The organism is Luteibacter flocculans, assembly GCF_023612255.1.
Classification (GTDB): Bacteria; Pseudomonadota; Gammaproteobacteria; order Xanthomonadales; family Rhodanobacteraceae; genus Luteibacter; species Luteibacter flocculans.
In genome coordinates this window covers 4,058,954-4,083,625 of sequence record NZ_CP063231.1, presented here as the reverse complement: position 1 = coordinate 4,083,625, position 24,672 = coordinate 4,058,954, and the positions used below count along the sequence as shown (strand labels likewise).

Below are 24,672 nucleotides of genomic sequence, written 5' to 3'. Positions count from 1 at the left end.
GTTTCAAACCGACTGGCTGCAAAGAGCGGCAGACGTCGGCACCATCGTCATCGGAGAGAGCATGGAGTGGATCGCTGGCTTGGTGCATGCGGGCACGCTGCTGCTGGTGAATGCGTTGTTGGCGGCTCTGGCGTCGGCACTCTTCTTTGCCTTGTACCTCGGCCACCCAAGGGTCAAACGTCAGCCCGGCGTGCTGTGGTGGGGCATGAGCTACGCGGCGTTTGCGACCGGCTTCGGATTGCTCTTCCTGCCCGCGTTCCACGTCATCTTTCCAGGCCTGCAATTGATCGGGAACCTCTCGATCGATGCGGGTGCCGTGCTGGCGCTGCTAGCGGCCAACCTGTATCTGGAACGGTCCCGACGCCGACTGTGGGTGCTGGTGCCGGTGGTCATGATCGCGCTGACCGAAGCCGGCCTGGTGCTGGTTGAGGGAGAGAACCTTCGCCACATGGTCATCCTGGGCGGCGCGCTGACCGCCCTGCTCACCGTCGCCACCGGCGCCGCGTTCTGGCAATGCAAGGACGAGGCGCAACGTCCCGTCGCGCGACTGGCGGCGATATTCCATTTTCTCTGGGCAGCGATGCTGCTGGTGCGGATCGGATGGTGGATCGCCCAGCCGGCCGAATTCGCGGGGAAGGACCCCACGTCGACTTTCGGGCTGCTCTCGCGCATCGTTCTCACCTGGGTGATTACGCCGGCCCTGCTGTGGATGCTGACGCGCAAGCTGGACGCGGAACTGATCCGGCACGCCAGCCAGGACCCGTTGACCGGCGTCGCCAATCGACGCGTGATGTGGGAGGAAGGGCAGGGCCGAATCGCGGCATCCCACGCACGCGGCGCCCCCGTGGCTGCGCTCATGATCGACGTGGATCATTTCAAGTCGATCAATGACCGGTGGGGTCACGAAGGAGGCGATCATGTGCTTATTGCGATCGCCAACACGTTGAGCCGGCATATCCGCGAGAAGGACATCCTGGCCCGCGTGGGCGGCGAGGAGTTCATGGTTTTGCTGCATGACGCAGAAGCGTCGGCGGCGAACGAAGCGGCAGAGCGATTACGGCAGGCCGTGGAAAAGAAAACGATCACCCTGCCATCCGGCGAAACGCTGCATTGCACGGTCAGCATCGGCTACTGCCTGTCCACGGGGAAAGAACAGAGCTGGCGCGACGTCGTGGTCGCGGCCGACCAGGCGCTTTATGCGGCCAAGCAGGCGGGACGCAATCGTGTTGTTGGTGCTGGGGATTGAATGCATTCGGCGCGTGCGTTTTGAGTCAGCGGATGGCTCATCGCTAGCGCTTCGATTCGAGCCATCAAGGCATGGCGTTGCGGTAATGGCGCGGGGCGATCCGATTTCAAACGTGCTTCTTCGATGCGGAGCGGCGCGCCTTCAGGCGCGCATCGACCCCGTATCCAGCCAGCGCTGATGCCACGACAGCGCTTCCGGCAGCAGATGCGGCGTGTGCTTGCCGAAGCTCGCCCGCGAAGCCCGCTCGAAATAATCCTCGAGCTGCGGTCGATACGACGGGTCCACGCAGTGATCCAGGATCTGCCGGGCACGATGCCGCGGCGGCAGGGCGCGCAGGTCGGCCAAGCCGTGCTCGGTCACGATGATCGATACGTCGTGTTCCGTGTGGTCGACGTGGCTAACCATCGGTACCAGCGCGGAGATGCTGCCGTTCTTCGCGGTGCTTGGGCTCAGGAAGATCGACAGGAAGCTGTTGCGCGCGAAGTCGCCGGAACCGCCGATGCCATTCATGATCTTGCTGCCCATCACGTGCGTGGAGTTCACGTTGCCGTACAGATCGGCCTCGATCATTCCATTCATGGCGATGCAGCCAAGTCGGCGCACCAGTTCCGGGTGATTCGATATCTCTTGCGTGCGCATGATGATCCGCTCGCGATAGAAATCGATATTCCGCTTGAACTCCTCATTCGCGGCCGGGCTAAGGGCAAAGCCCGTGCATGAGGCCACGCGCAACACTCCGTCGCGCAGCATGTCGAGCATGCCGTCCTGGATCACTTCGGTGAATGCGGCCAGGTCGCGGAAGCCGCTCTCGGAAAGTCCCGCTAGCACAGCGTTGGGGATATTGCCCACGCCCGACTGCAACGGCAGCAGGTTCGCCGGTAAGCGACCCTTCTTCACCTCGTGCTGCAGGAACTCGATCAGGTGCGCGGCGATGCGCTTGCTCGTGTCATCCGAAGGCGAGAAGGGGCTGTTGCGGTCGGGACCGTTCGTACGCACGACGGCCACGACCTTGTCGGGGTCCACGCGCAACGACGTCTCGCCAATGCGGTCATCCGCATGCAGCAACGGAATCGGCTTGCGATGCGGGGGCAGGGCCGTGCCGTAGTACACGTCATGCATGCCATCGATGCCTTCCGGCTGCCAGTCGTTGACTTCGATGATCACCTTCTTCGCCAGGTCCAGCCACGTCTTGTTGTTGCCGATGGACGTGGACGGAATCAGCGAGCCGTCCTCACGAATGCCAGCTACCTCAACCACAGCGGTATCGATGTCGCCATAGAAACCGAACCACACGTGCTGCGCCACGTGACTCAGGTGGATGTCGATGTAATCGAGCGTGCCCGCGTTGATTCGCTGGCGGGCATCCGGATCGGTCTGGAACGGCATGCGCAATGCGATGCCGTCAGCCTTCGCCAGCGCGCCGTCGAGCTCCGGCGCCGTAGAGGCGCCAGTCATGAGCCGGATGCGGAAGTCCTGCCCGGCCACATGCGCATCCTCGATACGACGCGCCAACGCCAGCGGCACGGCCTTCGGGTAACCCGACCCCGTGAACCCGCTCATGGCCACGGTCTCGCCGGGCTGGATGAAGGCGGCGGCAGCCTCCGCGCTGACCACGCGGTCGCGCAGGAGGGAGGAGCGGATGCGATCGGAAGACATGGCTGGCGTCGAGGCTACAAAGGATGACCGGCCATTTTCTCACCGGCCCCGCAGCATGGCACATGCGACCTTGGTGGTATGGCAACGTGTCGCAGGGGGTGTGGCTCGGCTGAACGAACCGAGACATCGTGCCGGAATCGCGTTGGGCCTTTTGCTACCTTAATGCGGGCCGCGCCCTAGCGGCCATGGAAGGAGTCGCGATGCCCCGGCAACGCTTGCGTCACCCCGGTTTCCCCGGCCATCCAGTTCGGTTGGCCCTTGCCATCTTAATGGCCTGCTCGGCCCCGTTAACGTTCGCTACCGAAGCGAAGGAGACACCACGCATGAACGCGCCCGCTGCCCATGTCACCGCCGAGCAGGTCATGCACGGCATGCTGGAACTGATCCGCGCGACGCCATCGGTGGCCGAACTCACGCCGGAAGCCATGGGTGAGCGCCTGGGGCTTCCGATCAAGCGCCTCAGTACGGACCATTACGGTTACGCACAGCCTCTGAGCGATGGCTGGGCTTTCAGCGTCGAGCGGCAGCAAATAGGTGCGATGGGGCCGCGCGTCGACCTGATCTTTTCCCCGGTCGGCGAAGATCGCCCGCCCGCGACGCCGATATGCACACCTGACTTCGGTCACTTCACGCAGCAACTGGAGCGTATGGGCTTCAAACGCCAGAGTGCGCACGGCGAGCATGGTCGCTGGACCTATGATGCCTTCGACCGCCCTGGACAGCATGTTGAGGTCTACCCCTTGGTCGCCGAGGGCGCGGATGCCTCGGCGGCATGCGTGCACATGGTACTCGTGCGCTAAAGGGGCCGGTCATGCCACTGAATGCGAAAGCCGAAGCGGTCCTCCAGACATTCGGGAAAGAACCTGGCGTCACCCCGGACCAACTGAAGAACCTGACCGACACGATCAATGCCTCGCCAGCCCTGGTTGATGAGGTCAACCGTGCCGTCGATGCAGGCCATCTGCAGCGTATTGTCGCTTTGAACAACCCGCACGCCGGTGGTGAGTACAACGCCAGTGCGCACGAGATGCGCCTGCCGCTCACCAGCCTTTCGACACCGGCTGGCGGCAAGTACGACGCGTCGGAGGCAACGTTTGTACTTGGTCATGAATTGCAGCACGGGTTCAACGCGGCCGATATCGCGAAGGCCAATACACAGTTCACCCACGACCTGCAGGCCGTGGCGCAATCAAAGACGACGCCACACGACTACACGAAGCCCGTGGGCGATGTGATCGCCGCGAGCCGCCGTGACGAAGCCGGTGCGGAGATCTCTGGATGGAACGCAACGGTCAGCGCCGCGCGTCTCGAGGCACAGAAGAGCCATGCGCCCGCGCCCACACTCGAAGACATCTACAAGCGCAACCCTGGACGCATGGACGACTTCATTCACGTCGATCGCACCCAGTTCCCCGCGACTTACAGCATGCGTTCCAATCTCACCGTGAACGCCGACCTGACCATGCCCGTCACACCGGGCAACATCGAGGGCATGGGCAAAAATTACTTCGACCGGTCATCGACGCTCGGGCATAACGGTAACTCGTCGTATGCGAATTACTACGGCGCCTGGGCAGTGGGCGTGGCCGTTCAATACGAGCGCCATTACGGGGGTGGGCAGGTGCCCATGGCGCTTGATCTCAAGTCGCTGCACCTTGATCCCAACATCATGGCGCAGAACGGCATTGACCTCGGTGCGAACCGTAACGCCATGCCGTATCTCGACACCAGCACTCAGCCGCCGACGCCGCGAAACTTCCGCGACTCGGCTACCTCGCACGTTTATCGGCCGGTGGTGCCCGGTTCGGCGCCCGTTACATTGGATGATGTGGATCACCCCGACCACGCGCTGTTCAAGCAAACGCAGGGCGCCGTGCATAGACTTGATGCGCAGCACGGCAGGACTCCTGATCTGCAGAGCGAAAACCTTGCCGGCGCGCTGACCGTCGCGGCACGCGAGCAGGGCCTGAAGTCAGTCGATCACGTGGTGCTTAACGCGGATGCGTCGAAAGCGTACGCCGTTGAAGGTCAGTTGGATTCACCGCACAAGCGCATCGCAGAAACATTCACGCAGCAGGCTGTCAACACACCGATCGAGCAAAGCAGTCTCGCCTGGCAGTCTGTTGCAGAGCACGCGCACCAAGCGGCCCAACAGTTGGGCACACAACAGCAGGCGGCATCGCAGCACCAAGTCGCGCAGCAGGCCCAGGCCATGTCGCACTCTATGCCCGGTCCCTGACCGGGCGTATGGGGCTCTGCACCATCCGTCAATAACCGTGGTGACCCAGCGTCTGCGTCGGGTGCCTATGCACGACTGCCGAACCGCTATCGGCCGCCATTTTGTTCATGATGAGCGCGTCTTTCGATGCTGTATCGAATTCACCGGCGGATTGGTCGCAGTTTTTGTCCGCAGGTCACGTGTGGGAAACGAACCTTACTGAGAGTTCGACAAATGCCGCACCTTCTTGATCAAAGGCTGTGCATCCTCTTCGACGGCAGAGTTTCCGCAGTTGTCTACAAAGTTCGCAGGAAGGCGTTCTTTCCCAGCCATCTCGATCATTGAAGATCGGGTTAAGAAGAGGAGATAGGTCTTCCCGGTATCCATGGGAAACCTGGCCGTTGTGTTTTCCGACAACAGTTGGATCGTCTGCTGCGGCGGACCTTTGAAGGTTTCCAATACCTGGACCGAATAAATCGTCCAGGCGTAGCCCTCCGGATCGTCTGGTTCGGAGATATTACGAGCAGCTGTGACTCGCCCCGTGATGACCGCCGCCGCACCCTTGAACTCGGCAGCAACCGTCGGATTTCGATAGATGGCGGTCGGCCCTGCACCTGATTCCCAGCACGAGCCGTAAGAGGCAGGTGATATCGCGCCCATCGCCATCACAAGACCGGGTAAGGCAAGTCGTTTGAATGGGCTCACTCATCCTCCTGAGAAGTTTTTCCCGAACTAAGGGCGACTTACGAGCGAGCAACGAGATCTGGCAGAGGAGCGACGGATAGAACCTGCTCAATGACCAGTAGCGTGAACATGCCAAAGTGACCATAACCCGCCCACTTGCCACCCCACGATTTTTGAGGCTTTCCAGCGAAAAAACGACCAACTAGCGTTGCTCTGGCCTGCGCATAGGGTTTGTTATGGATGATTTGGTCGAAGTCACGAAAGATCGAGTCGTCTCTTAGACCCGTCACAACCCCATCCACGGTGAGGGGCTCTGACCTCGTTCGGTCCGCTGTAACGCCGCAGCAATACATGGTGCCGGATGCCCTTGTTCCTCCGTACTCAAGCCATAAACCCGTGCTGAGGCTTGAGTTGGCACATCGATGGGAGTCGATGGTGAAGTCCTCGAAACCATGGCTCACATCGCCTGAAACCTCAACCAACGCGTGGTCGTAGCGTTCCGGCTCCGCAAGTAGCTGGCAAGCCGTCACCCGAGCCGGTTGTTCGCAGTGCCCATATGCGGGAAAAAAGCCCAGGCAAAAAAGCGCAACACACCAAAACGTCCGCACCATTAGTCGTTCACCCATCGCCCCTGTTGCAGGGAGTTTATCGATACTCAAGCTCTTCCGTACCCCCACATCTGGTGAGCCCGAAGAAACTCATCTTCACTGCCTGCGACTTCGATTTCAGCGCGTTTCAGCTCAGTCATCGCACCGATAAGAACGGCAACTGCAGCTTTCTGTGCAGCATTGCAGTACGTGTAAAGCTTGTTGTCTAACCCGCCGTGATGGAGATGAAATAGCAGTTGATAGCCATACCAGTCATACCCGCAAGGCGGGTCGGCAAACGCCAATCGAGCAAGCGACGGCATGTAGAACGCCACGCCGTCGGGGCTTGAAAAGCACATGGGGTCCCAGCCTGGATTTCCGACATCCGAAAACGTGAGCGTCTCCCGATTGCGATTGCTCAGAAGCTGGTCATGCTCCGCGCACTCGTCGCAATGCGTGTAGTTCGTGAAGTGCTCGGGCTTTGGTAGAGAGCCGAAGGCCTCGTCTACGGCCGCAATGACCTCGGACTGCATGACCATCATCGAATCCTTGATCGGATTAGCAGGGAGTATTGATCAAGTGACCTTACTCCTCTTGGCCGGCCATATAGAAACCGAAGAGACTGGGATGCCCATCCTTCATCGCGACGGTCAACTTCAGGATGCCTGCCTTGAAAGTGCCGCCCGCCAGACGCGTCCTGTATTCAAGAACAAGATACGTCCTGTCACCTTCCCTTCCCGCTATCGACGCATTCGCGTAAGCGAAATCCTGCACTTGCCCCATCATTCCCTGGACCTTGGAAATCTTGTCACTGAACTCTTTTTCCGTGATTTTCAGGCGCGCAAGCTCGTCGAATTTCAGATACAAGCCATGCGTGTTCTTGGCGTTGTAGAGGTCTATCGCACTTCGCGCAAAATCGGTCGCGTCCTTGGCAGAGATCAGTGTCGAATCTGTATTCCCGTTATGCGAGGTGCCAGGATTCGTCTGGGTCTTGGTAAGCTGGAAATAGAACGTCGCCCCAAGATTGATGACAACAAGAACCACAAGTACATACAGCACGTTAAGTACGCGACGATCCGTCATGGCACTCCCTTGTCGAAGTCAATTATGGCTGCGTCTCGCCAAGAACTGGTGGCAATTCTCGATGAGCGAAGAACTAACCTTCGCGGCTACACATCAGAACGATTATCTCTGCCTCGGATCGAAGGTGGAACTTCGCGTTATGTGGAGCAGGCGACAGAGGCTTACCCGATAGTCGCCGAGGGTGCGGATGCTGCGGCGGCCTGTGTGTGGCTGGCACGTCCTGCCCTTGGTCAAGCATTTCCGGGTCGGTGTCCAGTGCCTGGCGGAGGTTAGCTAGCGATCGGCTTGCGGCGTGGTTCAAGACACGCGCGTCATGATTTCCCGTCGTCCTTTCCCTTGCCGCGGCCCACGGGCTTCGTGTGGGTTTTCGCCAATGTTTTCAGCTTGCGCGTGGCTTCCTCGAAGTCGCGCTCCACCGGGCTGGGCTGGTTCAGTTGTTGCCTGCGGTACTGCTCGAACTGTTGCTCGGCGAATTCCATCGCCTTGTTGTGGCTGATGCGTCCGGCGTGGGTCAGAATGTCCCGCTCGCTCAGGCGCAGGAAGTCGTCCAGCTTGGCGATCCACTCGGCCATCGTCATCGGTTTGCGATTCATCGCCTGCAGCTCGGCGAACTCCAGGTAGGCGTTGACTACGCGATTCAATGCCTGCAGCTCCTCCTCATCGAGGTAGCTCTTGGCGATCAGCGCATCGGCTTTGCGCGGCTTGGCCCCTACCCAGTTGGTCATGCCGACGTTGGGCTTGCCAGCATCGGCGCGCGCCCGGATCAACTCCGCCGCGGTGTGTCCGTGTGCGGCCCAGTGCATCTTGTTCTGCACCGTGGCGAAGAACTTCTGGCTGGCCTCGACAGACGGGTTGTAGTCCACGCTGGTGGCGTAGATGTCCAGCACCTTCCGCCAGAACATCTTCTCCGACGAGCGGATGTCGCGGATCTTGGCCAGCAGCTCCTCGAAGTAGCCATCGTCTGGACTGCGCTTGAAGCGTTCGTCGTCCAGAGCGAAACCCTTCACCAGGTACTCCCCCAAGCGGGCAGTGGCCCACTGTCTGAACTGGGTGCCCCGGTCAGACCGCACGCGGTAGCCGACGGCCAGGATGGCATCCAGGTGGTAGTGATCCACAAGGCGGCGTACCTGCCGCTCGCCCTCGATCTGAACTATCCGGAGTTTCCGGATAGTTCGTTCAGGTTCCACCTCGCCCTCGTCGTAGATGTTCTGCAGGTGCTCGCTGATGGTCTTCACCGTCACCTGAAACAGCTCTGCGAGCTGGGCTTGCGTCAGCCAGACGGTTCCGCCTTCAAGCCGGACCTGGATACGCGTCAGGGCATCGTCCGAGCGGAACAGGATCAGTTCTGAACGGTTCTCCTCTGGGGCGGCCTTGGTCATTCCGTGTCTCCAAACGTGTTCGGCTTGGCTGTCGCCGTTCTGCCTCTCGTGCTTACGCGGGAGGGTTGGGGTGCGAAGGCATCCGGTTCCAGCAATGAATTCTGCAAGGGCGTCGCCGTTAGCAACAGCTTGGAGCGGACGAGAGTAATGTATGTCATGCGCATACGCGCCATCAGCTCGGCACCGTAGATCGGTGACCGGCAGTTTCTTTCCGCGGTTTTGCTGGATGCCGCCGGGCGACTGATGGTGGGCCCACCAGGATTCGAACCTGGAACCAAGGGATTATGAGTCCCCTGCTCTAACCGTTGAGCTATAGGCCCTGCGCGGGCGAGAAGTCTAGCCGATAGGGCGGTGGGTTGGCATGTCGGCGGAGGCTTGCTTGCGCGCGGTCTATCTCAAGTCCTTCGCCGCCATGCGCCCGGCAGTGCCGAAAACGCGGCCATGTATGCGCCGGCTCCTTTACGCCGCCGATACGGCGTAATCTGCACCCGAGCGACGGCGTCTGGCTGAAGCACTTACCGAGGTGTCGTATGAGCAAGGGAATGGATTCGAAGAAGAGCGAGAAGAAGAAGCCTGCCAAGACCATGAAGGAAAAGAAGGCTGCCAAGGACGAGAAGAAGCGCAATCAGCGCTGAGGCGCTTGCGACGCGCTCAGGCGCGTCGCGAGTAGTCCATGTTTCTTAGGTCATCGAGCATGGACGGGCCGGTTGGATGCCAGTCGAGCGCCTGGCGGGTCCACGCGCTGGAGGCGGGTAGATCCATGCCGACGAAGCCGCCCATCCAGCCGTAGAACCCGGCGGCTTCGTCGGCCGCGATGGAGGTCACGGGGATGCCCAGTCCTTCGCCGAGCACTTCGACGATGGCGCGGGTGGTGATGCCTTCCTCGTCCACGGCGTTGTAGCGCGAGCCCGGTGTGCATTTCTCGATGGCGAGCCGGTAGAGCCGCGCCACATCCGACACGTGCGCCGCGGGCCAGCGGTTCTGGCCGTCGCCCACGTATGCCGCCACACCCTTGCTGCGAAAGATTCCGACCAACGGGGTGATCAGGCCCTGCCGTTTGGTGTCGTGTACCTGCGGCAAGCGCACGACCGACACGGCGATGCCTTGCTCCAGCAGTTCTGCGCCGGTCAGTTCCGTCGCGATGCGCGGGTTCGCATGGGCGGTGTTGAACACGTCCTCGGTCGCGAGTTGTCCCGGGCCCTTCGAGCCTATGCCGGTGCCCGAGGTGATAAGCAGCGGGCGATTGCTGCCTTTCAGCGCCTCGCCCATCGCGCGGATGACCCGGGCGTCCTTTTCGCAGTTGGCGGCGAAGTTCGAGAAGTCGTGGTCGAAGGCGGTGTGGATCACGGCATCGGCCTGGGCGGCACCGGCCTGGACGCTCGCCGGATCTTCGAGCTCCCCGCGATGCACCTCGGCGCCCGCCGCACGCAAAGCCTCCGCGCCGGCGTCCGAGCGGGTCATGCCGAGCACCTGGTGCCCCGCCTGAAGCAGTTCCGGAATGACGCGTGAGCCGATGAAGCCGGTGGCGCCTGTCAGAAAGATACGCATCGGGGTGTCTCCAAAGTCGGGAAGGCGTACGATGGGCCGCACACCGATACCGGTAAAGTAGTGACGTTATCCGGGTATAAGGACCAACAGGCTGCGATGTCCGCGTCTCCCCACAACCCGCTCGGCACCTTTCTTCGCGATCGCCGCACCCGGCTCGATCCTGCCGCCTTTGGCGTCATCGGCGGCCGGCGGCGCACGCCTGGGTTGCGCCGGGAGGAAGTCGCGCAGCGGGCGAACATCAGCCCCACCTGGTACACGTGGCTGGAGCAGGGCAGGGGCGGCGCACCGTCGGCTAACGTCCTCAACCGCATCGCCGCGGGACTGATGCTGACCGAGCCGGAGCGCGAGCACCTCTTCATGCTGGCGCTCGGTCGGCCGCCCGAGGTGCGTTATCGATCGCCGGAGGGTGTATCGCCGCGCTTGCAGCGCGTGCTCGATGCCTTCGAAGCCAGCCCCGCCATCATCCGCACCGCGTTGTGGGACGTGGTGGCGTGGAACGAGGCGGCGGCAACGGTCTTTACGGATTACTCGAAGTTGCCTCCCGCGGAACGCAACATCATTCGCATGATGTTCTCCAACGAGCGCGTGCGTGCGCATCAGGAAGATTGGATGAGCGTTGCTCGCTTCGTCGTCGGGGCGTTTCGCGCCGACGCGGCGCGTGCCGGCGCCACCGCGGAGATCGGCCAGTTCGTCGAGGACATGTCGCGCATCAGCCCCGAGTTCAAGGCGATGTGGCAGGACAACGACGTGCGTGGCCACGGCGAAGGACTCAAGCGCCTGCATCTTCCCGAGCACGGCTTGCTCGAACTCGAATACTCCGCGTTTGCCGTGGACGGCCGGCCCGACTTGGGGATGCTCGTCTACAACGCGGTAGACCCCGCGGATGCCGCGCGCATTCGCGGGTGGATCGAGGCACGTCGACAGCAACGCCATGCATGAGCACCACGAACATCATGAGCACCACGAACACGGCCCGATAGCGAGGCGCTTCATCGCGGCGCTTCTGGCCCTGATCCCGCTGCTCACGCTCGCGGCTTTGTCCGTGCCGCATTTCGAGGAGCCCGTGCCACTCACGCAGGCAGCGGCATCCGCCAGTATGTATCGGCCGGCTGTCGCACTCTGGCTCAGTACGGCGGATCACCGCTACAAACTCGCATCGCAACCGGACATCCCCATGGGCGCGGCGGATGCATCGCCCGCCGACATCGTGATCGAAGCGGATCAGACCTATCAAACCATCACCGGTTTTGGCGCGGCGATGACGGACGCATCGGCGTGGCTCATACAGAACAAGCTATCCGCGTCGAAACGCAGCGCACTGTTGCGCGAGCTATACGGCCCGCCGCCCGGGCTCAACTTCAACATGATGCGGCTGACGATCGGCGCATCGGATTTTTCGGCGCAGTTCTACACCCTCGACGATCTGTCGTTCGGGCAGACCGATACCGACCTTCACCACTTCAACGTCGCCGCCAACCTGCCGGACCTTATTCCCACGGTGCGCACGACGCTGGCGATTAACCCAGGTCTTCTCATCGTGGCGTCGCCGTGGAGCGCGCCGGCATGGATGAAGACCAACGAGAACCTCATCGGCGGCGAGCTGCTCGAACAGTACGAAGAGGTGTATGCGGATTACCTCGTGCGCTACCTCGATCTCTATCGTCGGTACGGCATCCCGATCTACGCGCTGACCTTGCAGAACGAACCGCATTTCTCGCCGATCACCTACCCGGGCATGCCGATGAATGCGGAAACGCGTGCGCGCATCATCGGAAGCTATCTCGGGCCGAAGCTGGCGAACCGCACACCGAAGACGCGCATCCTCGACTGGGACCACAATTGGAGTCACCCGGAAGAACCCCTCGCGGTGCTGTCGAATCCGACGGCGGCACGCTATGTCGATGGCGTGGCATGGCATTGCTATGAGGGCAGCCAGCACGAACAAGGGCGCGTGCATCGCGAGCACCCGGACAAGGACGCCTTCATTACCGAGTGCTCGGGCGGCGACTGGGCGCTGAGCATGAATGGCGAGTTGTTGTGGTTCACGCGCAACCTGCTCGTCACTGGCACGCGGCAATGGGCGCGTGGGGTGATCTACTGGAACCTCGCGCTCGATGAGAACCATGGTCCGCATCTCGGCGGGTGCAGCGTGTGCAACGGTGTGATCGAGATTGACTCGCGTACCGGCGAGGTCACGCGCAACGACGAGTATTACGCGCTGGCGCATTTCAGTCGCTTCGTTCTGCCGGGCGCCGTGCGGATCAAATCCAACGACACCGATGCCGATAAGGGCATCGCCAACGTAGCGTTTCGTAACGACGACGGATCGATCGTGCTCGTGATGGTCAACATCCGCACCCATGCTCGCCGTGTGACGGTAACGCAGGGGAAGAATCGCTTCGAATACGAGATGCCACCCGAAAGCGTGGCGACCTTCGTATGGAATCCCGAGCCTGTCGTGGCATGGGTGCGCCGCGGGCTCGAGTGGCTGGGGCCTGGCCGCTTGGCACAACCGACGGTGCAGTGATCCGCGTGATGTGTTGAACCCATAAAAGAAAACGCCCGCTTGCGCGGGCGTTTTCTCGTTTGCCTGTCGAACCGCGATCAGTCGATGTCGAGGAACGAGCGCAGCGTTTCCGAGCGGCTCGGATGACGCAGCTTGCGCAGTGCCTTGGCTTCGATCTGACGGATGCGCTCACGGGTCACGTCGAACTGCTTGCCGACTTCTTCCAGCGTGTGATCCGTGTTCATGTCGATACCGAAGCGCATGCGCAGCACCTTGGCTTCACGCGGGGTGAGGCCGGCCAGCACGTCGCGCACGGTTTCCATGAGACCCGTTTCCGTCGCCGACTCGATGGGCGAGCTGGCGTTGGTGTCTTCGATGAAGTCGCCGAGATGCGAATCTTCGTCGTCGCCGATCGGGGTTTCCATGGAGATCGGTTCCTTCGCGATCTTCAGGACCTTGCGGATCTTGTCTTCCGGCATCTCCATTTCCTTCGCCAGTTCTTCCGGCGTCGGCTCGCGGCCGAACTGCTGGAGCATCTGGCGGGAGATGCGGTTCAACTTGTTGATCGTTTCGATCATGTGCACCGGGATACGGATGGTGCGCGCCTGATCGGCGATCGAACGGGTGATGGCCTGACGGATCCACCAAGTAGCGTAGGTCGAGAACTTGTAGCCGCGACGGTATTCGAACTTGTCCACCGCCTTCATCAGGCCGATGTTGCCTTCCTGGATGAGGTCGAGGAACTGCAGGCCGCGGTTGGTGTACTTCTTGGCGATGGAGATCACGAGGCGCAGGTTGGCCTCGACCATTTCCTTCTTGGCGCGGCGAGCTTTCGCCTCACCGACGGACATGGCGCGGTTGATTTCCTTGATGTCGGTCAGCGGCAGGTACAGGGTGCGCTCGATCTGGGCGAGCTTTTCCTGCTCCGCGTCGATGGCCTCGCGGAAGTTCTTGATGTTCGGCGACCACTTCTGACGTTTGCGCGACAGTTCGGCGGCCCACTCGAGGTTGCCCTCGTTGGACGGGAAGCTCTTCAGGAACTCGGCGCGCGGCATCTTCACTTGCTTGACGAAGATGTCCATGAGCACGCGCTCGTGGTGACGGATGTCGTTCACCACCTCGCGCAGCTTGCGCACGAAGCTGTCGATGAGCGCCGACGGAAGCTTGAGGTTGAGGAAGGCTTCCGACATCTGCTCGCGAATCTTCGCGACTTTCTTGTCGTTGATCTCGGCCTTGGGCGCAGCCTTCTGGAACTTGGCGTGCAGCGAGCGCAGTTCTTCCATGCGGCGCTTCACTTCTTCCGGGTCGGGACCGGTCGGGCCGGTGTCCTCGTCCTCGGTAGCGGCCTCGACTTCTTCCTCTTCGTCGGCGGCGTCGCCATCCACTTCCACGGCGGCATCGGCTTCGGCCTGGGCGGCGTCGGCAGCTTCTTCGAGATCCGCGAAGCCGGCGAGGATCTCGCTCAGGCGGCGCTTGCCCTCCACGTGCTGGTCGTATTCCTCGAGCAGCAACTGGATGGTGAGCGGGAAGCTGGCCAGCGCGGTCTGGACCTGGCTCAGGCCTTCCTCGATGCGCTTGGCGATGGCGATTTCGCCCTCGCGGGTCAGCAGTTCGACGGTGCCCATCTCGCGCATGTACATGCGGACGGGGTCGGTGGTGCGGCCCACCTCCGCGTCCACAGCCGAGAGCAGGGCCACGGCTTCTTCGGCCGCGGACTCGTCGTCGGTGCTGGTGCCAGGGGCGGCGCCGTCGGAGATGGTGTCGGTGTCCGGCGCGGAATCGTGGACTTCGATGCCGACGCCCTTGAGCACCGCCATGATGTCTTCGATCTGCTCCGGATCGACGATGTCGTCGGGCAGGTGGTCGTTGATTTCGGCGTAGGTCAGGTAGCCCTGCTCCAGACCCTTGGAGATGAGCTGTTTGATTTCAGACTGTTGCTCGTGAGCTTTATTAGTCATGCCGACCGCCGCGGGTTACAGGAACCGATCAGTATAGTCATTTGATGATTTTTTGACCAGTTTTCAAGTGGATCGGACTCGTCGGGGCAACGCAAGAATCGCGCCAGTGGGCCGGTTCGGCCTGGCATTCGCGCGTGTCGACGAGGGGAAGGGGAACGCCTCAGCGCACCTCCAAACGGAAGGTCACCGGGCCGTCATTGATCAGATGAACCTTCATATGGGCACCGAACCGTCCGGTTTCCACCCCTGGCTGGGCGGCCCGCGCCAGCGCCACGAGGCGGTCGAACCAGCGCCGGCCTTCCTCAGGCGGCGCAGCGGTCGTGAAGCTGGGGCGCATGCCCTTGCGGGTGTCCGCCGCCAGGGTGAACTGGCTGACCAGAAGTAGCCCACCGCCGGTCTCGGACAGGGCGAGATTCATCTTTCCCTCGGCGTCCGAGAAGACCCGGTAACCCCGCAGGCGTTCGAGCATGCGCACGCACTGGGCCTCGCCATCGCCCGGCTCGACGGCCACGAGCGCCAACAGCCCGGCGCCGATTGCGCCCACGGTTTCACCGTCGACCTCGACACGTGCAGATTCGACGCGCTGGATCAGTGCAATCATGGGCAGGCTAGCGGCAGATGGGCGCCAAGCTTAAGTGGCTTTGATGGGGACGTGAACGCTTTGTAGGCGGTTACACTCCCAAGGATGCGCCCGGACATCTACCTCCTTTATCTCCTGCTCAGGCTGGTCAGCCTGCTTCCCCTGCGTACCGTGCATGCGATCGGCGCATGGATCGGTCGTCGTTCGCTGCGTTCGCATTCCCGCAGTGCGCGCTACAGCGCCGTGAACCTGCGGCTCACCCGGCCGTCGCTGTCCGAGGCAGAGCGCGGCGACCTGCTGCGTCGGACCATGGAAGAGTCGGGCAAATCGGTTACCGAGGTGGCCGCGATCTGGGGTGGCGGTGCCGACAAGGCGCTGGGCCTGGTGCGCGAGGTGGTAGGCGGCGAGCTGTTTGCCGACGCCCTGGCCTCGGGCAAGGGCGTGATTATCGCGGCGCCCCATCTAGGCTGCTGGGAACTGCTCAATTACTGGCTGTGCAGCAAGACGCCGATGGCGATTCTCTACCGGCCGCCGCGCATCCAGGCCATCGAGGCGCTGCTGCGCAAGGTGCGCGGCAAGCTGGCGCCCGAGCAGGTCCGCGCGGAGGGCGCTGGCGTCCGCACGCTGTTCAAGCGACTGGGCGCGGGCGGCACGGTCGGCATCCTGCCGGACCAGAAGCCGCGCGAAGGCGAGGGCGAGTTCGCGCCGTTCTTTGGCGTGGATGCGCTGACCATGGTCCTGCTGCCGAGGTTGGCGGCGCGCACGGGCGCGACCGTGCTTTTCAGCTTCGCGGAACGCCTGCCGGACGGCGCCGGTTATCGCATCCACGTGCTGCCGGCGCCGGAAGGCATCGACAGCACCGACCTCAAGGTCGCCTGCACCGCGCTCAATCGCGGTGTGGAGCAATGCGTGGAGCGGGCGTTCCCGCAGTACCAGTGGCACTACAAGCGCTACACCGCGCATGATCGGCCGGACCCCTACAAGGTCAACGAGGGCGCGAAAGCCGGTTGAGGAAGACGGTCATTTCCTTCGCGGCCTGCATGTCGCCGCGACCGGTGGCGACCTCGATGCCCGAACGCCACGCGCTGGCCGCGCCTTCCTCGTCGTCCATGGCGAGCAGGCTCTTGCCCAGCAGTTTCCACGCGGCGGAGTAGTCCGGATCGAAGCCCAGCGCATCGCGAAAGGCCTGCGCAGCTTCGCCGTAGACGCCGTCGCCGAGCAGCGCGTTGCCGAGCGAGAACCGCAGCAGCGCGCCGTCTCGGACGCCGCCGATCTGTGCGCGCAGCCGATCGACGAGAGGGTCGGTCATCGCATCGCGGTCCGCGTGCGCCAGTAGTCCTGCGGATAGAGCAGCGTGGGCTGGCGCGGCTCCGGCGGTTGCCGACCGTTCTGCAGGGCGTTCAACGTCGAGGCATCCCAGATCATCAGCCAGCCCGTGCGCGACGGCTGGATCAGCCGCGCATAGCGGAACGCATTGGCAGGCGGATGCTTGGCGTACGACACGATGACGCCGTTCGGATGGTGCCGCGCGAAATCGTCCAGCGTGTCGCCGTCGTGGACCACGTCATCGTCGTCCTCGTCCACCTGGGTAGGCATGCCCGGTGCGACCTGGATGCGAGCAATCGGATGCATGAGGCGCCCGGCGAAATGGTATTGGCCGTTGTACGAGACGCCGAGGTTGCCGATCGGCCTTCCCGCCGCATCGGCTTGCGCGAGGAAGAGCGAGGCTGGCGTCAGATCGTAGCGATACCACAGGCCCAGGGTGAACAAGGCATTGAGCGCCACGGTGCCGATCAGGCCGGCGAAGGCTAGGCGGCGCATTTCGCCGCGCCCGCGCAGCAGAAGCAGTGCGCCGAGCACGATGAAGATGACGCCGAAGAACCGCGCGTACGGCGCCATGCCGACGAGCCAGATGTTGTCCGGAAAGCGCGAGGGCACCACGGAGGGCATCGCGAACAGCACGATGGCGAGGAGAAATGCACCGAGCGACAGCGGCCACGTACCCAGCGCGTAATGCGAGGCCAGCCCCTTGTGCCGTTCGCGCAGGTCCGCCACCGATGCGGCGACCAGCATCGTCGCGCCCGCCAGTTCGGGCAGCACGTAGTAGAGCTGCTTGCCGGTAATCAGCGAGAAGACGAGCAAGGTCGGCAGCAGCCACGCCACCAGGAACCGCAGACCGGGTTCGAGCGGCTGGCGCATGAGCACCGCGAACAGCGGCAGCACGAACACCAGCACCAGCAGCTTGTCGACCCAGCCAGGGAACGCACCGCTCGCGGCGGAAGCCAGCAGCAGCACCAATGCCACGCCCGCGGCCCACAGCGCTGCCGTGGTGCCCGGCTTCCAGGGACGGCGGAACAGCGTGGTGGGAACGGCGACGATGCCGCGCAACCAGCCGCTCAGCGGGAACAGGATCACCGGCAGGAACACGAGGTAGTACCACGCCGGGCGGGCGTGGTTCTGCAGATCCTGCGCCTTGCTGGCCACCACGCGGCCGGCGGTCTGGGTGAAGAACAGGCGCTGGCGATATGCCTCACCGCCAGCCTCGCCCGCGGGAATGGCCCAGGCCAGCAGCAGCGCGAAACCGATCAACAGGCCAAGCAGGCCAAAGCCGTACCAGCGCGCCTTGTTCTGCCGCGCCCAGTCGTTCCACAGCGGGCCAAACAGCAGCGGGAACACCACGTGCAGCGCCATCACCGGTCCCTTGGTGAGCAGGCCTGCACCAACGAGGAGGCCGAACAGCCACCAACGCGGCGCGGCGCGCGTGGCCGTGGGGGTGAGACACAGCAGCGCAGCCAGCACCCAGACGACCAGCAGCACTTCGTACATGATCTGCAGGCCGAACAGGAACGAGTAGGCCAGCGCCATCAACAGCCACGGTGTGGCCTTGGCGACCCACGGCCGGGCCGGAAACAGGCGGCTGGCGAGCAGCGAAGCAAGCACCAATTGCACGCCGCCGAAGATCACCTCGAGCACGCGTGGCCACACGTCGTTGACGCCGAACACTGCCCAACCCGCGTGGATCATCCAGAACAGCAGCGGCACTTTCTCGCTGTACGGCTCGCCGTTGATGTGCGGGACGAGCCAATGGCCATGCGCCCACATTTCCCAGGCGACCGCGAGGGTGCGCGTGGAGAACATGGGCATCGGACCGTGCGCGAAGATCGCAAGCAAGGCCATAGCCGCCCAGAGAGGCAGCCACGGCCAGAGGGCGCGGAGGTGTTCCGTTCGGGTATAGGCGCTGTTGGACAAGGGCGTCGTCACCGTTAAATGATCATGAATTCTAAACGCACGCGGGCGCCTGTGGATGACTGGCGTCCCGAGGCACCAGTCCTACCGGCATGGCTGTCGCCGGGACGTGGACACGCGACCGCGCCCTCAGGGCACGAAACGCAGGTGTTCAGCAGAGCGCGTCGATGGCGGCGCGAAGCTTGCCGGCGAAGGCCGCCTGGTTCGTTTCGTACCAGGTGCGGGCTGCGGCGCTCATCCGCGCGAGTTCCTCGTCGCTCATGGCCATGGCCCGCGCGACGCTGGCTTCCAGCGCTGTTTCATCGAAGTGCCAGAGGGCCGAGGCATTGAGCGTGCCGCTTTCGTGGGCCGCCACCAGCAGCCCGCGTTCGGCCGTCACCAGCTCGTTCATCGGCGGGGCATCGGTCGTCAGTACCACGGCGCCGCAGCTCATCGCTTCCACGATGTAATGCCCCCAACCTTCCGCTTCCGACAGGCACAGGTGGAACGCGTGGGCGTTCTGCAGTTGGCGGATGTCCTTGATGTCGTCGACATAGGTCACCCGATGATCGAGGTTGGGCGCGGCGGCGGGACGCTCGCTACGTGCCGTGGACGGTGACTGCAGCACGTGCAGCGTCGGCCATTCGGGATGCCGGCGCCAGACATCGAGCAGGCGTTCGGTGCCCTTCATGCGGCTGGCACCCGCCAGATGGAGGAAGGCGCGGTCGCGCGTCACGCCGTCGCGGCGGCAGTCGATGCTTTGAAACCCGATGACATGCACCGGCAGGCCTTGTGCCGCGAACGTGTCGCGGGCGATGGCGGTCTTGCACAGGATGGCGTCGAAGCGGTGCAGCTGCCGGCGATCGCGGCGCGACAGCCATTCGGGATTCGGTATCAGTGCGTTTCGCCGAGCGAGCGGCAGGTAGGCGGTATGCACGTGTTCGAGCGTGATGCCCAGGTCGTAGCGGCGCGGCCCGCGACCCGCCAGCCAGCGCGCATGCATGCGCAAGGTTTCCCACCACGCCCGCCAAGGTAGCCCGCGGCTGCGCCGCGGCACCGAGGTGATCGTGACCGCATGACCCAGTTCGCGCAGCGCAGCGTCGAGCAATCGAATGTCGTGGCTGAGGCCCCGCCCGTTGTTCCAGGCGATCAGGTGGATCGAGGCCACGATCAGCGCACTCCCGCCGGGCGGGCGGCACGATTGAGCATCAGGCCGACGTAGACCGCCAGGCCGAGGGTGAGAAAGAAGTACAGCGAGTGCGGCATGGCGCGATAGAACACGTTATCCGTGAACCCGCACAGCGCATACATGCACACGGTACTGAGACCGGCGATGGCCGGTATGGCGATCGCGTTTTCCCGATGGAACGCATGGCGCCCAAAGAAGGCGATGGCGCCGCCGAACAGCAGCAGAAGTACCGCAAGACCGGGCAGGCCGCCGGTCACCGCCCATTCGAGGTATTCGCTGTGCGGGTGGTCGTAGCGCTCCACCGTCGCGTTCACCTTGCCCTCGGCGATGCGCGCACGCGCGTAGCTGCCGAACTGGTTGAGCCCCACGCCGCTCAGCGGGTGGTCGCGAACGGCCATGCTGGCGGTGCGCCACATCTCCAGCCGCTCGCGCACCGCACCCGTGGCGTCCTGCTCGCTGTATGTGGACACCTCTTCCTGCACGGCCGCGAAGCGGTTGAATACTTCGCCGTGCAACGTCGTCGCAGCGGCGATCGCACCCACCACGCCCACGGCGAGGCAGATCAGGCCCTCGCGCCAACGGCCCGTCCGCTTCGACTGGATGAGCACCACGAGGATGAAAACGGGCACGAAGGCCAGCAACGGCCCCCGGCTCTGGGTCAGCAGTGCGCCGTACAGGCCGAGCAGGGCGAACACGCCATGAAGGATTCGCTCGCCGCGGCGCAGATCGCTACGCAGGGCTTGCGCGACCGCCACGAGCGACAGCACGAGGATGTACATCCCGAACTCGATGGCGCCCCACAGGCCGTTGTTGATGCCGTAGACGCGGTCGATGCCTTCGACGTAGTGCTGCTCGAGGCAGATGCCGCCCAGTACGGCCGCGGTGGCGCTGAAGCCGATGCGGAGCACGGGCGTCCGCAACGGCGCGGTGAAACTGGCCGCGATCACCAGGTACGCAAGAATGTGCGACGTGACGTCGAACTCGCGCATCTCCACACCATGCGAGAGCACGTTCACCAACCAGAAGGCGAAGGCGAGGGCGGCGGGGCCGACCACCCAGGCGGCGCGGCGAAAGGCCCGACGGGTTTCTGCGCGGCGGATCAGCAGCCACAAGCCGGCGGCGAAGAGGACGAGGGCGACGACGGCCTTGGCGTTGATCGGCACCGCGAAAGCCAGCGGCATGAGCGCGATCAGCAGCGATACGATCCACGTGCGCCAGGAGTTGGAGTTTTCGAGCACTAGGCACCTTGCTTGGATCGGGACGGCGCATGAGCCGCGCGTCCCAAGGCCACGCGGCCGGGGAAAGCGCGTGGGGCATGGTACTTTAACGGACGGCCGATGCCCTCCCGCAGAGTCACGCGAGAGGGCCAGAATTCAGCTTTGGCCGCATCCGACAGACAGGCTCGGTGGCGCTGGCGATAATTGGTCAGAGTGTCCCTAAGGATCGACCGGCCCGATGAAGCTCCTGTTCACCAATTTCCACGACGGCGACGGCGGCGGTCACAGCACCTATATCCTCGGTCTCGCACGCGGCCTGGCGGCGCGTCACGAGGTGCACGTCGCAGCACCGCCTACCAGTCGCCTCAATCGTGAAGCTCGCGCCATCCCTGGCGTGCGGGTACGGGACCAGCCTTTTCCGAATGGGCTCGGGCGGCTCCCGGCGCGCCGCCGTGCGCGTCGCCAATTGGCCGAATATCTGCATCGCGAGCGCTTCGACGTCATTCACGTGAACGGCTCCGCCGACCATCGGCTGGTGATGGCGGCACGGCGCGGGCTGGCCCCGCGGCCGCCCATCGTGCTGACCAAGCACAATTCCAAGCCGATGACCGGGCTCGGCCATGTCTGGCGATCGCGCTTCGGTACCGACCAGGTCATCGCCGTGTGCGAGTTCGTGCGGCGGCAGGTGCTGGCGTCGCCTTATGCGCGCTGTCGCGTCGCCACGGTGTTCAACGGCGTGGACGTCGAGCGCTTCGCGCCGGGCGATGCGGACCCGGCGCAACGCGCGGCCTGGCTGGCGCCCGAATCGGCGGCCGCACCGCTGCTGATCGGCAGCAATGCCGGCACCGCACGCTACAAGGGCTGGATGGACCTGCTCGAGGCACTGGCATCCCTGGCTCCCGAGGAGCGCGCGCACTTCCGCGTCGTGCTGGCGGGCGGCCTGCCGGGCGCCGAGGATCTGGCGCGAATCGATGCGCTGGGCATCGCCGAGCAGGTGCACTTTACCGGTCGACTGGCAGACGTGCGGCCCATGGTCGCCGCGCTGGATGCGGGATTCGTGCTGTCCTGGGACGTCGAGACGATCTCTTTTGCCTGCCGCGAAATGATGGCGATGGGCAAGCCCGTGCTGGTCAGCGACTACGCCGGGTTACCCGAAAACATCCGGCAAGGCGAAGACGGTTGGATCGTGCCTGCCCGCGATCGCACCGCCATCGCGGGTGCCTTGCGTCGCCTGCTGGCGGAACGGGACACCCTCCTGGCGATGGGCGTTGCCGCACGTCGCCATGCCGAGGCCGACTTCGGCATGCCGCGCTTCGTGGATGCGACGGAAGCGGTTTACACGGCGCTCGTGGCGGACTTTTCCAGCAACGCGTAGTACATGCCGTCGAGGTCGCCGTCGCCCGGCAGGATCTGCCAGCCGACGCGCGCCGCGCGTCCGACGGGAAGAGTGATCGGGCGTGCCGACGCATCGTCATGGTTGGCGAGGAAGGCACCGACGACGCCTTCGTTCTCGCGGCGAAGCAGGGAGCAGGTGACGTAGAGCAACGTTCCACCGGGTGCGAGCGTTTTCCAGCACGCATCGAGAATGCGCGCCTGTTGCGCGACCAATGCGTCGATGTCGGCAGCGCGGCGATGCAGGCGCACGTCCGGGCGGCGACGAATGACGCCGGTGGCCGAGCAGGGGGCGTCGATCATCACGCGATCGAACGGGCGTCCATCCCACCATGCCGACGGATCGCCGGCATCACCGACGATCACCTCGGCGTGCAGGCCGAGACGCTCCAGGTTCTGGCGAATGCGCGGTGCACGCTTTGCCTCCGACTCCACGGCAAGCAAGCTCACGTCGGCGCGTTCGAGTGCATGACATGCCTTGCCGCCGGGCGCAGCGCAGGCGTCGAGCACGCGCTGTCCGTTGGCGAGGTCGAGCAGGTCGGCAGGCACCTGCGCGGCACCGTCCTGCACGGCGAAGAACCCTTCCGCGAAGCCGGGCAGGCGGGTGACGTCCGTGCTGTGCGGCAAGACCAGCCCATCGCTCAACCAGGGATGCAATTCGACCGTCTGCCCGGCTGCGCGCAATGCGTCCGCCAGCGACTCGCGCTGTGCGCGACGCCGGTTGCAGCGGAGCATGAGCGGCGGCTCGGTGTTCGCCGCGGCGAGCACGGCATCGGCCGCGTCGGGCCAGTCCTGCGCGATGGCATCCGCAAGCCAAGCCGGATGGGCGTGTCGTGTGGCCGGCGTGGCGTCGAGTGCCGCGTTCAGCGTGTCGCGCTCCCGCAGCCAGCGACGGAGCACCGCGTTCGCCAGACCGGCAAGACGCGGCCGACGGAGTTCACGTGCCGCTTCCACCGTTGCCGCAACCGCGGCGTAGCTGGGCAGCTCCAGAATCTCCAACTGCACCAGTCCGACGACCAGCAACGCGTGGATGACGGGCTCGTTGCGCCGAATCGGTTTCTCCAGCAGGCGATCCAGCGCTGCATCGAAACGCGGCCACCAGCGCGCGCCGTCGTGCAGCAGCGCGGTGAGCATCGCGCGGTCGCGCGCGTCGGACAGCCGCGGCAAGGCGCGATCCGCGACATCGCGCAGCGAATGACCAGCGATGGCGATGTCGCAAAGCGCCTCGGCAGCCAGCGCGCGCACGGACATCGCGCGGCTCACGAGGCGGCCTGCTTCAGCTCCGGACGGGCGTTGAGATAGTCGGCGGCGCTGATCCGGCGCCCACCAGCACGCTGCACGGCGATGAGCCGCAGCGCGCCTTCGGCGCAGGCGATGTCGATGCCGTCGCGGGAGGCCGCGATCACGTGTCCCGGCTCGGCGCCCGGCACGCCGTCGACGGCGCGGGCGGCCCAGATACGCAGGTGCTCGCCGGCCACGTCGGCCTCGGCCACCGGCCAGGGATCGAAGGCGCGCACCTTGCGCTCGAGCGCGATCGCCGGTCGTGCGAAATCGAGCTTCGCCTCGGCCTTGTCGAGCTTGTGCGCGTACTCGACGCCCTGGTCGGATTGCGGCCGCGGCACGAGGTTTTCGCCGGCCAGCGTGCGCCGCAGGCCTTCGGCGAGCGCGTCGGCGCCCAGGGCAGACAGGCGGTCGTGCAGGCTGCCGCCCGTTTCGTCATGGGCGATGGGCGTGCGTCGCTCGATCAGCACCGGGCCGGTGTCGAGTCCGGCCTCCATCTGCATCAGATCGACGCCGGACTCGGCGTCACCCGCCAGAATGGCGCGCTGGATCGGAGCCGCGCCGCGCCAGCGCGGCAGCAGCGAGGCGTGCACGTTCCAGCAGCCGAGGCGGGGAATGGCAAGCACCTTGCGCGGAAGGATGAGCCCGTAGGCCACCACGACCATCAGATCCGGGGCGTAGCTGGCGAGGCGTGCGCGGTCCGCTTCGGCCTTGAAGGATTCCGGCTGTTCGACGGGAAGACCCGCGGCGAGCGCGGCGGCCTTCACCGGGCTGGCGGCGAGCTTGCGGCCGCGCCCGGCGGGGCGGTCGGGCTGCGTGTACACCGCAACGACCTCCGCACCGGAGGCGCGGCAGGCTTCGAGGCAGGGAACGGCAAAATCAGGCGTTCCGGCGAACACCACCCGCAGGGGACGGCCCACCAT

At 64.2% G+C, this 24,672-nt stretch carries 22 protein-coding genes and 1 tRNA gene; 7 read left to right on the top strand and 16 right to left on the bottom strand.

The window, feature by feature from the left end; all coding sequences use genetic code 11:
• The first annotated feature begins 82 nt into the window (after window positions 1-82).
• Complete coding sequence (locus IM816_RS17760; protein ID WP_345779972.1) at window positions 83-1,246, top strand: GGDEF domain-containing protein; 1,164 nt, start codon at window positions 83-85, stop codon at window positions 1,244-1,246.
• A 141-nt stretch (window positions 1,247-1,387) separates the two neighbouring features.
• On the opposite strand, the gene scpC is transcribed toward IM816_RS17760, so the two are convergent.
• A complete protein-coding gene (gene scpC / locus IM816_RS17755; protein WP_250339108.1) occupies window positions 1,388-2,902 on the bottom strand; it encodes a succinyl-CoA:acetate CoA-transferase ScpC in 1,515 nt (504 codons plus the stop codon).
• Window positions 2,903-3,225: 323 nt separating this feature from the next.
• On the opposite strand from scpC, the gene IM816_RS17750 reads away from it, so the two are divergent.
• Both IM816_RS17750 and IM816_RS17745 read left to right on the top strand, forming a co-directional pair.
• Entirely contained in the window at window positions 3,226-3,702 is a 477-nt protein-coding gene (locus IM816_RS17750; protein ID WP_250339107.1) for a hypothetical protein, read from the top strand.
• Between the two features lie 11 nt (window positions 3,703-3,713).
• Complete coding sequence (locus IM816_RS17745; protein WP_250339106.1) at window positions 3,714-5,141, top strand: XVIPCD domain-containing protein; 1,428 nt, start codon at window positions 3,714-3,716, stop codon at window positions 5,139-5,141.
• Window positions 5,142-5,336: 195 nt separating this feature from the next.
• Here the strand turns inward: IM816_RS17745 and IM816_RS17740 are convergent, their stop codons facing one another.
• From IM816_RS17740 to IM816_RS17710, 7 genes are all read right to left on the bottom strand, one after another.
• Entirely contained in the window at window positions 5,337-5,825 is a 489-nt protein-coding gene (locus tag IM816_RS17740) for a hypothetical protein (RefSeq protein WP_250339105.1), read from the bottom strand.
• 38 nt (window positions 5,826-5,863) lie between these two features.
• Window positions 5,864-6,463, bottom strand: coding sequence for a hypothetical protein (locus tag IM816_RS17735; RefSeq protein WP_250339104.1), 600 nt, complete (start codon window positions 6,461-6,463; stop codon window positions 5,864-5,866).
• Entirely contained in the window at window positions 6,460-6,933 is a 474-nt protein-coding gene (locus IM816_RS17730) for a hypothetical protein (protein WP_250339103.1), read from the bottom strand. The genes IM816_RS17735 and IM816_RS17730 overlap by 4 nt, the downstream gene beginning before the upstream one ends.
• A gap of 43 nt (window positions 6,934-6,976) precedes the next feature.
• On the bottom strand, window positions 6,977-7,474 hold the full coding sequence (locus tag IM816_RS17725; protein ID WP_250339102.1) for a hypothetical protein: 498 nt from the start codon (window positions 7,472-7,474) through the stop codon (window positions 6,977-6,979).
• Between the two features lie 311 nt (window positions 7,475-7,785).
• Window positions 7,786-8,853, bottom strand: coding sequence for a virulence RhuM family protein (locus IM816_RS17720; protein ID WP_250339101.1), 1,068 nt, complete (start codon window positions 8,851-8,853; stop codon window positions 7,786-7,788).
• Between the two features lie 244 nt (window positions 8,854-9,097).
• Window positions 9,098-9,173: transfer RNA gene (locus IM816_RS17715), tRNA-Ile, on the bottom strand.
• Window positions 9,174-9,504: 331 nt separating this feature from the next.
• Window positions 9,505-10,401 (bottom strand): SDR family oxidoreductase, encoded by an 897-nt coding sequence (locus IM816_RS17710; protein ID WP_250339100.1) that lies wholly within the window; start codon window positions 10,399-10,401, stop codon window positions 9,505-9,507.
• A 96-nt stretch (window positions 10,402-10,497) separates the two neighbouring features.
• On the opposite strand from IM816_RS17710, the gene IM816_RS17705 reads away from it, so the two are divergent.
• The gene (locus IM816_RS17705; RefSeq protein WP_250339099.1) at window positions 10,498-11,340 is read left to right on the top strand and encodes a helix-turn-helix transcriptional regulator; all 843 of its coding nucleotides are present in this window, start codon (window positions 10,498-10,500) and stop codon (window positions 11,338-11,340) included.
• On the top strand, window positions 11,333-12,928 hold the full coding sequence (locus IM816_RS17700; protein ID WP_250339098.1) for a glycoside hydrolase family 30 protein: 1,596 nt from the start codon (window positions 11,333-11,335) through the stop codon (window positions 12,926-12,928). Before IM816_RS17705 ends, IM816_RS17700 begins: the two co-directional genes overlap by 8 nt.
• Window positions 12,929-13,005: 77 nt before the next feature.
• Here IM816_RS17700 and rpoD read toward each other — a convergent pair whose 3' ends face one another.
• Both rpoD and dtd read right to left on the bottom strand, forming a co-directional pair.
• Window positions 13,006-14,865 (bottom strand): RNA polymerase sigma factor RpoD, encoded by a 1,860-nt coding sequence (gene rpoD / locus IM816_RS17695; RefSeq protein ID WP_072323559.1) that lies wholly within the window; start codon window positions 14,863-14,865, stop codon window positions 13,006-13,008.
• Window positions 14,866-15,025: 160 nt separating this feature from the next.
• On the bottom strand, window positions 15,026-15,466 hold the full coding sequence (gene dtd, locus IM816_RS17690) for a D-aminoacyl-tRNA deacylase (protein WP_250339097.1): 441 nt from the start codon (window positions 15,464-15,466) through the stop codon (window positions 15,026-15,028).
• An 84-nt stretch (window positions 15,467-15,550) separates the two neighbouring features.
• On the opposite strand from dtd, the gene IM816_RS17685 reads away from it, so the two are divergent.
• Window positions 15,551-16,456: an LpxL/LpxP family acyltransferase gene (locus IM816_RS17685; RefSeq protein ID WP_250339096.1), complete on the top strand. Its 906-nt coding sequence runs from the start codon at window positions 15,551-15,553 to the stop codon at window positions 16,454-16,456.
• Here the strand turns inward: IM816_RS17685 and IM816_RS17680 are convergent.
• The 4 genes from IM816_RS17680 to IM816_RS17665 form a co-directional block, all read right to left on the bottom strand.
• Window positions 16,431-16,754 (bottom strand): tetratricopeptide repeat protein, encoded by a 324-nt coding sequence (locus tag IM816_RS17680; RefSeq protein WP_250339095.1) that lies wholly within the window; start codon window positions 16,752-16,754, stop codon window positions 16,431-16,433. The genes IM816_RS17685 and IM816_RS17680 overlap by 26 nt on opposite strands.
• Window positions 16,751-18,694, bottom strand: coding sequence for an ArnT family glycosyltransferase (locus IM816_RS17675; RefSeq protein WP_250340794.1), 1,944 nt, complete (start codon window positions 18,692-18,694; stop codon window positions 16,751-16,753). Before IM816_RS17675 ends, IM816_RS17680 begins: the two co-directional genes overlap by 4 nt.
• A gap of 148 nt (window positions 18,695-18,842) precedes the next feature.
• The gene (locus IM816_RS17670; RefSeq protein ID WP_250339094.1) at window positions 18,843-19,838 is read right to left on the bottom strand and encodes a glycosyltransferase; all 996 of its coding nucleotides are present in this window, start codon (window positions 19,836-19,838) and stop codon (window positions 18,843-18,845) included.
• Between the two features lie 2 nt (window positions 19,839-19,840).
• The gene (locus IM816_RS17665; RefSeq protein ID WP_250339093.1) at window positions 19,841-21,097 is read right to left on the bottom strand and encodes an O-antigen ligase family protein; all 1,257 of its coding nucleotides are present in this window, start codon (window positions 21,095-21,097) and stop codon (window positions 19,841-19,843) included.
• A 217-nt stretch (window positions 21,098-21,314) separates the two neighbouring features.
• On the opposite strand from IM816_RS17665, the gene IM816_RS17660 reads away from it, so the two are divergent.
• Window positions 21,315-22,451: a glycosyltransferase gene (locus tag IM816_RS17660; RefSeq protein ID WP_250339092.1), complete on the top strand. Its 1,137-nt coding sequence runs from the start codon at window positions 21,315-21,317 to the stop codon at window positions 22,449-22,451.
• Here the strand turns inward: IM816_RS17660 and rsmB are convergent.
• Both rsmB and fmt read right to left on the bottom strand, forming a co-directional pair.
• A complete protein-coding gene (gene rsmB, locus IM816_RS17655) occupies window positions 22,412-23,719 on the bottom strand; it encodes a 16S rRNA (cytosine(967)-C(5))-methyltransferase RsmB (RefSeq protein WP_250340793.1) in 1,308 nt (435 codons plus the stop codon). The genes IM816_RS17660 and rsmB overlap by 40 nt on opposite strands.
• 8 nt (window positions 23,720-23,727) lie before the next feature.
• Window positions 23,728-24,672 carry a methionyl-tRNA formyltransferase gene (gene fmt / locus IM816_RS17650; RefSeq protein WP_250339091.1) on the bottom strand — a complete coding sequence of 315 codons (945 nt, stop codon included), beginning with the start codon at window positions 24,670-24,672 and terminating at the stop codon, window positions 23,728-23,730.

Coding starts and splice junctions, on each gene's coding strand:
- scpC (WP_250339108.1), bottom strand. CDS start 2,902: ATGTCTTCCGATCGCATCCGCTCCTCCCTCCTGCGCGACCGCGTGGTC.
- IM816_RS17750 (WP_250339107.1), top strand. CDS start 3,226: ATGAACGCGCCCGCTGCCCATGTCACCGCCGAGCAGGTCATGCACGGC.
- IM816_RS17745 (WP_250339106.1), top strand. CDS start 3,714: ATGCCACTGAATGCGAAAGCCGAAGCGGTCCTCCAGACATTCGGGAAA.
- IM816_RS17730 (WP_250339103.1), bottom strand. CDS start 6,933: ATGATGGTCATGCAGTCCGAGGTCATTGCGGCCGTAGACGAGGCCTTC.
- IM816_RS17725 (WP_250339102.1), bottom strand. CDS start 7,474: ATGACGGATCGTCGCGTACTTAACGTGCTGTATGTACTTGTGGTTCTT.
- IM816_RS17720 (WP_250339101.1), bottom strand. CDS start 8,853: ATGACCAAGGCCGCCCCAGAGGAGAACCGTTCAGAACTGATCCTGTTC.
- IM816_RS17710 (WP_250339100.1), bottom strand. CDS start 10,401: ATGCGTATCTTTCTGACAGGCGCCACCGGCTTCATCGGCTCACGCGTC.
- IM816_RS17705 (WP_250339099.1), top strand. CDS start 10,498: ATGTCCGCGTCTCCCCACAACCCGCTCGGCACCTTTCTTCGCGATCGC.
- IM816_RS17700 (WP_250339098.1), top strand. CDS start 11,333: ATGCATGAGCACCACGAACATCATGAGCACCACGAACACGGCCCGATA.
- rpoD (WP_072323559.1), bottom strand. CDS start 14,865: ATGACTAATAAAGCTCACGAGCAACAGTCTGAAATCAAACAGCTCATC.
- dtd (WP_250339097.1), bottom strand. CDS start 15,466: ATGATTGCACTGATCCAGCGCGTCGAATCTGCACGTGTCGAGGTCGAC.
- IM816_RS17685 (WP_250339096.1), top strand. CDS start 15,551: ATGCGCCCGGACATCTACCTCCTTTATCTCCTGCTCAGGCTGGTCAGC.
- IM816_RS17680 (WP_250339095.1), bottom strand. CDS start 16,754: ATGACCGACCCTCTCGTCGATCGGCTGCGCGCACAGATCGGCGGCGTC.
- IM816_RS17660 (WP_250339092.1), top strand. CDS start 21,315: ATGAAGCTCCTGTTCACCAATTTCCACGACGGCGACGGCGGCGGTCAC.
- rsmB (WP_250340793.1), bottom strand. CDS start 23,719: ATGTCCGTGCGCGCGCTGGCTGCCGAGGCGCTTTGCGACATCGCCATC.
- fmt (WP_250339091.1), bottom strand. CDS start 24,672: ATGGTGGGCCGTCCCCTGCGGGTGGTGTTCGCCGGAACGCCTGATTTT.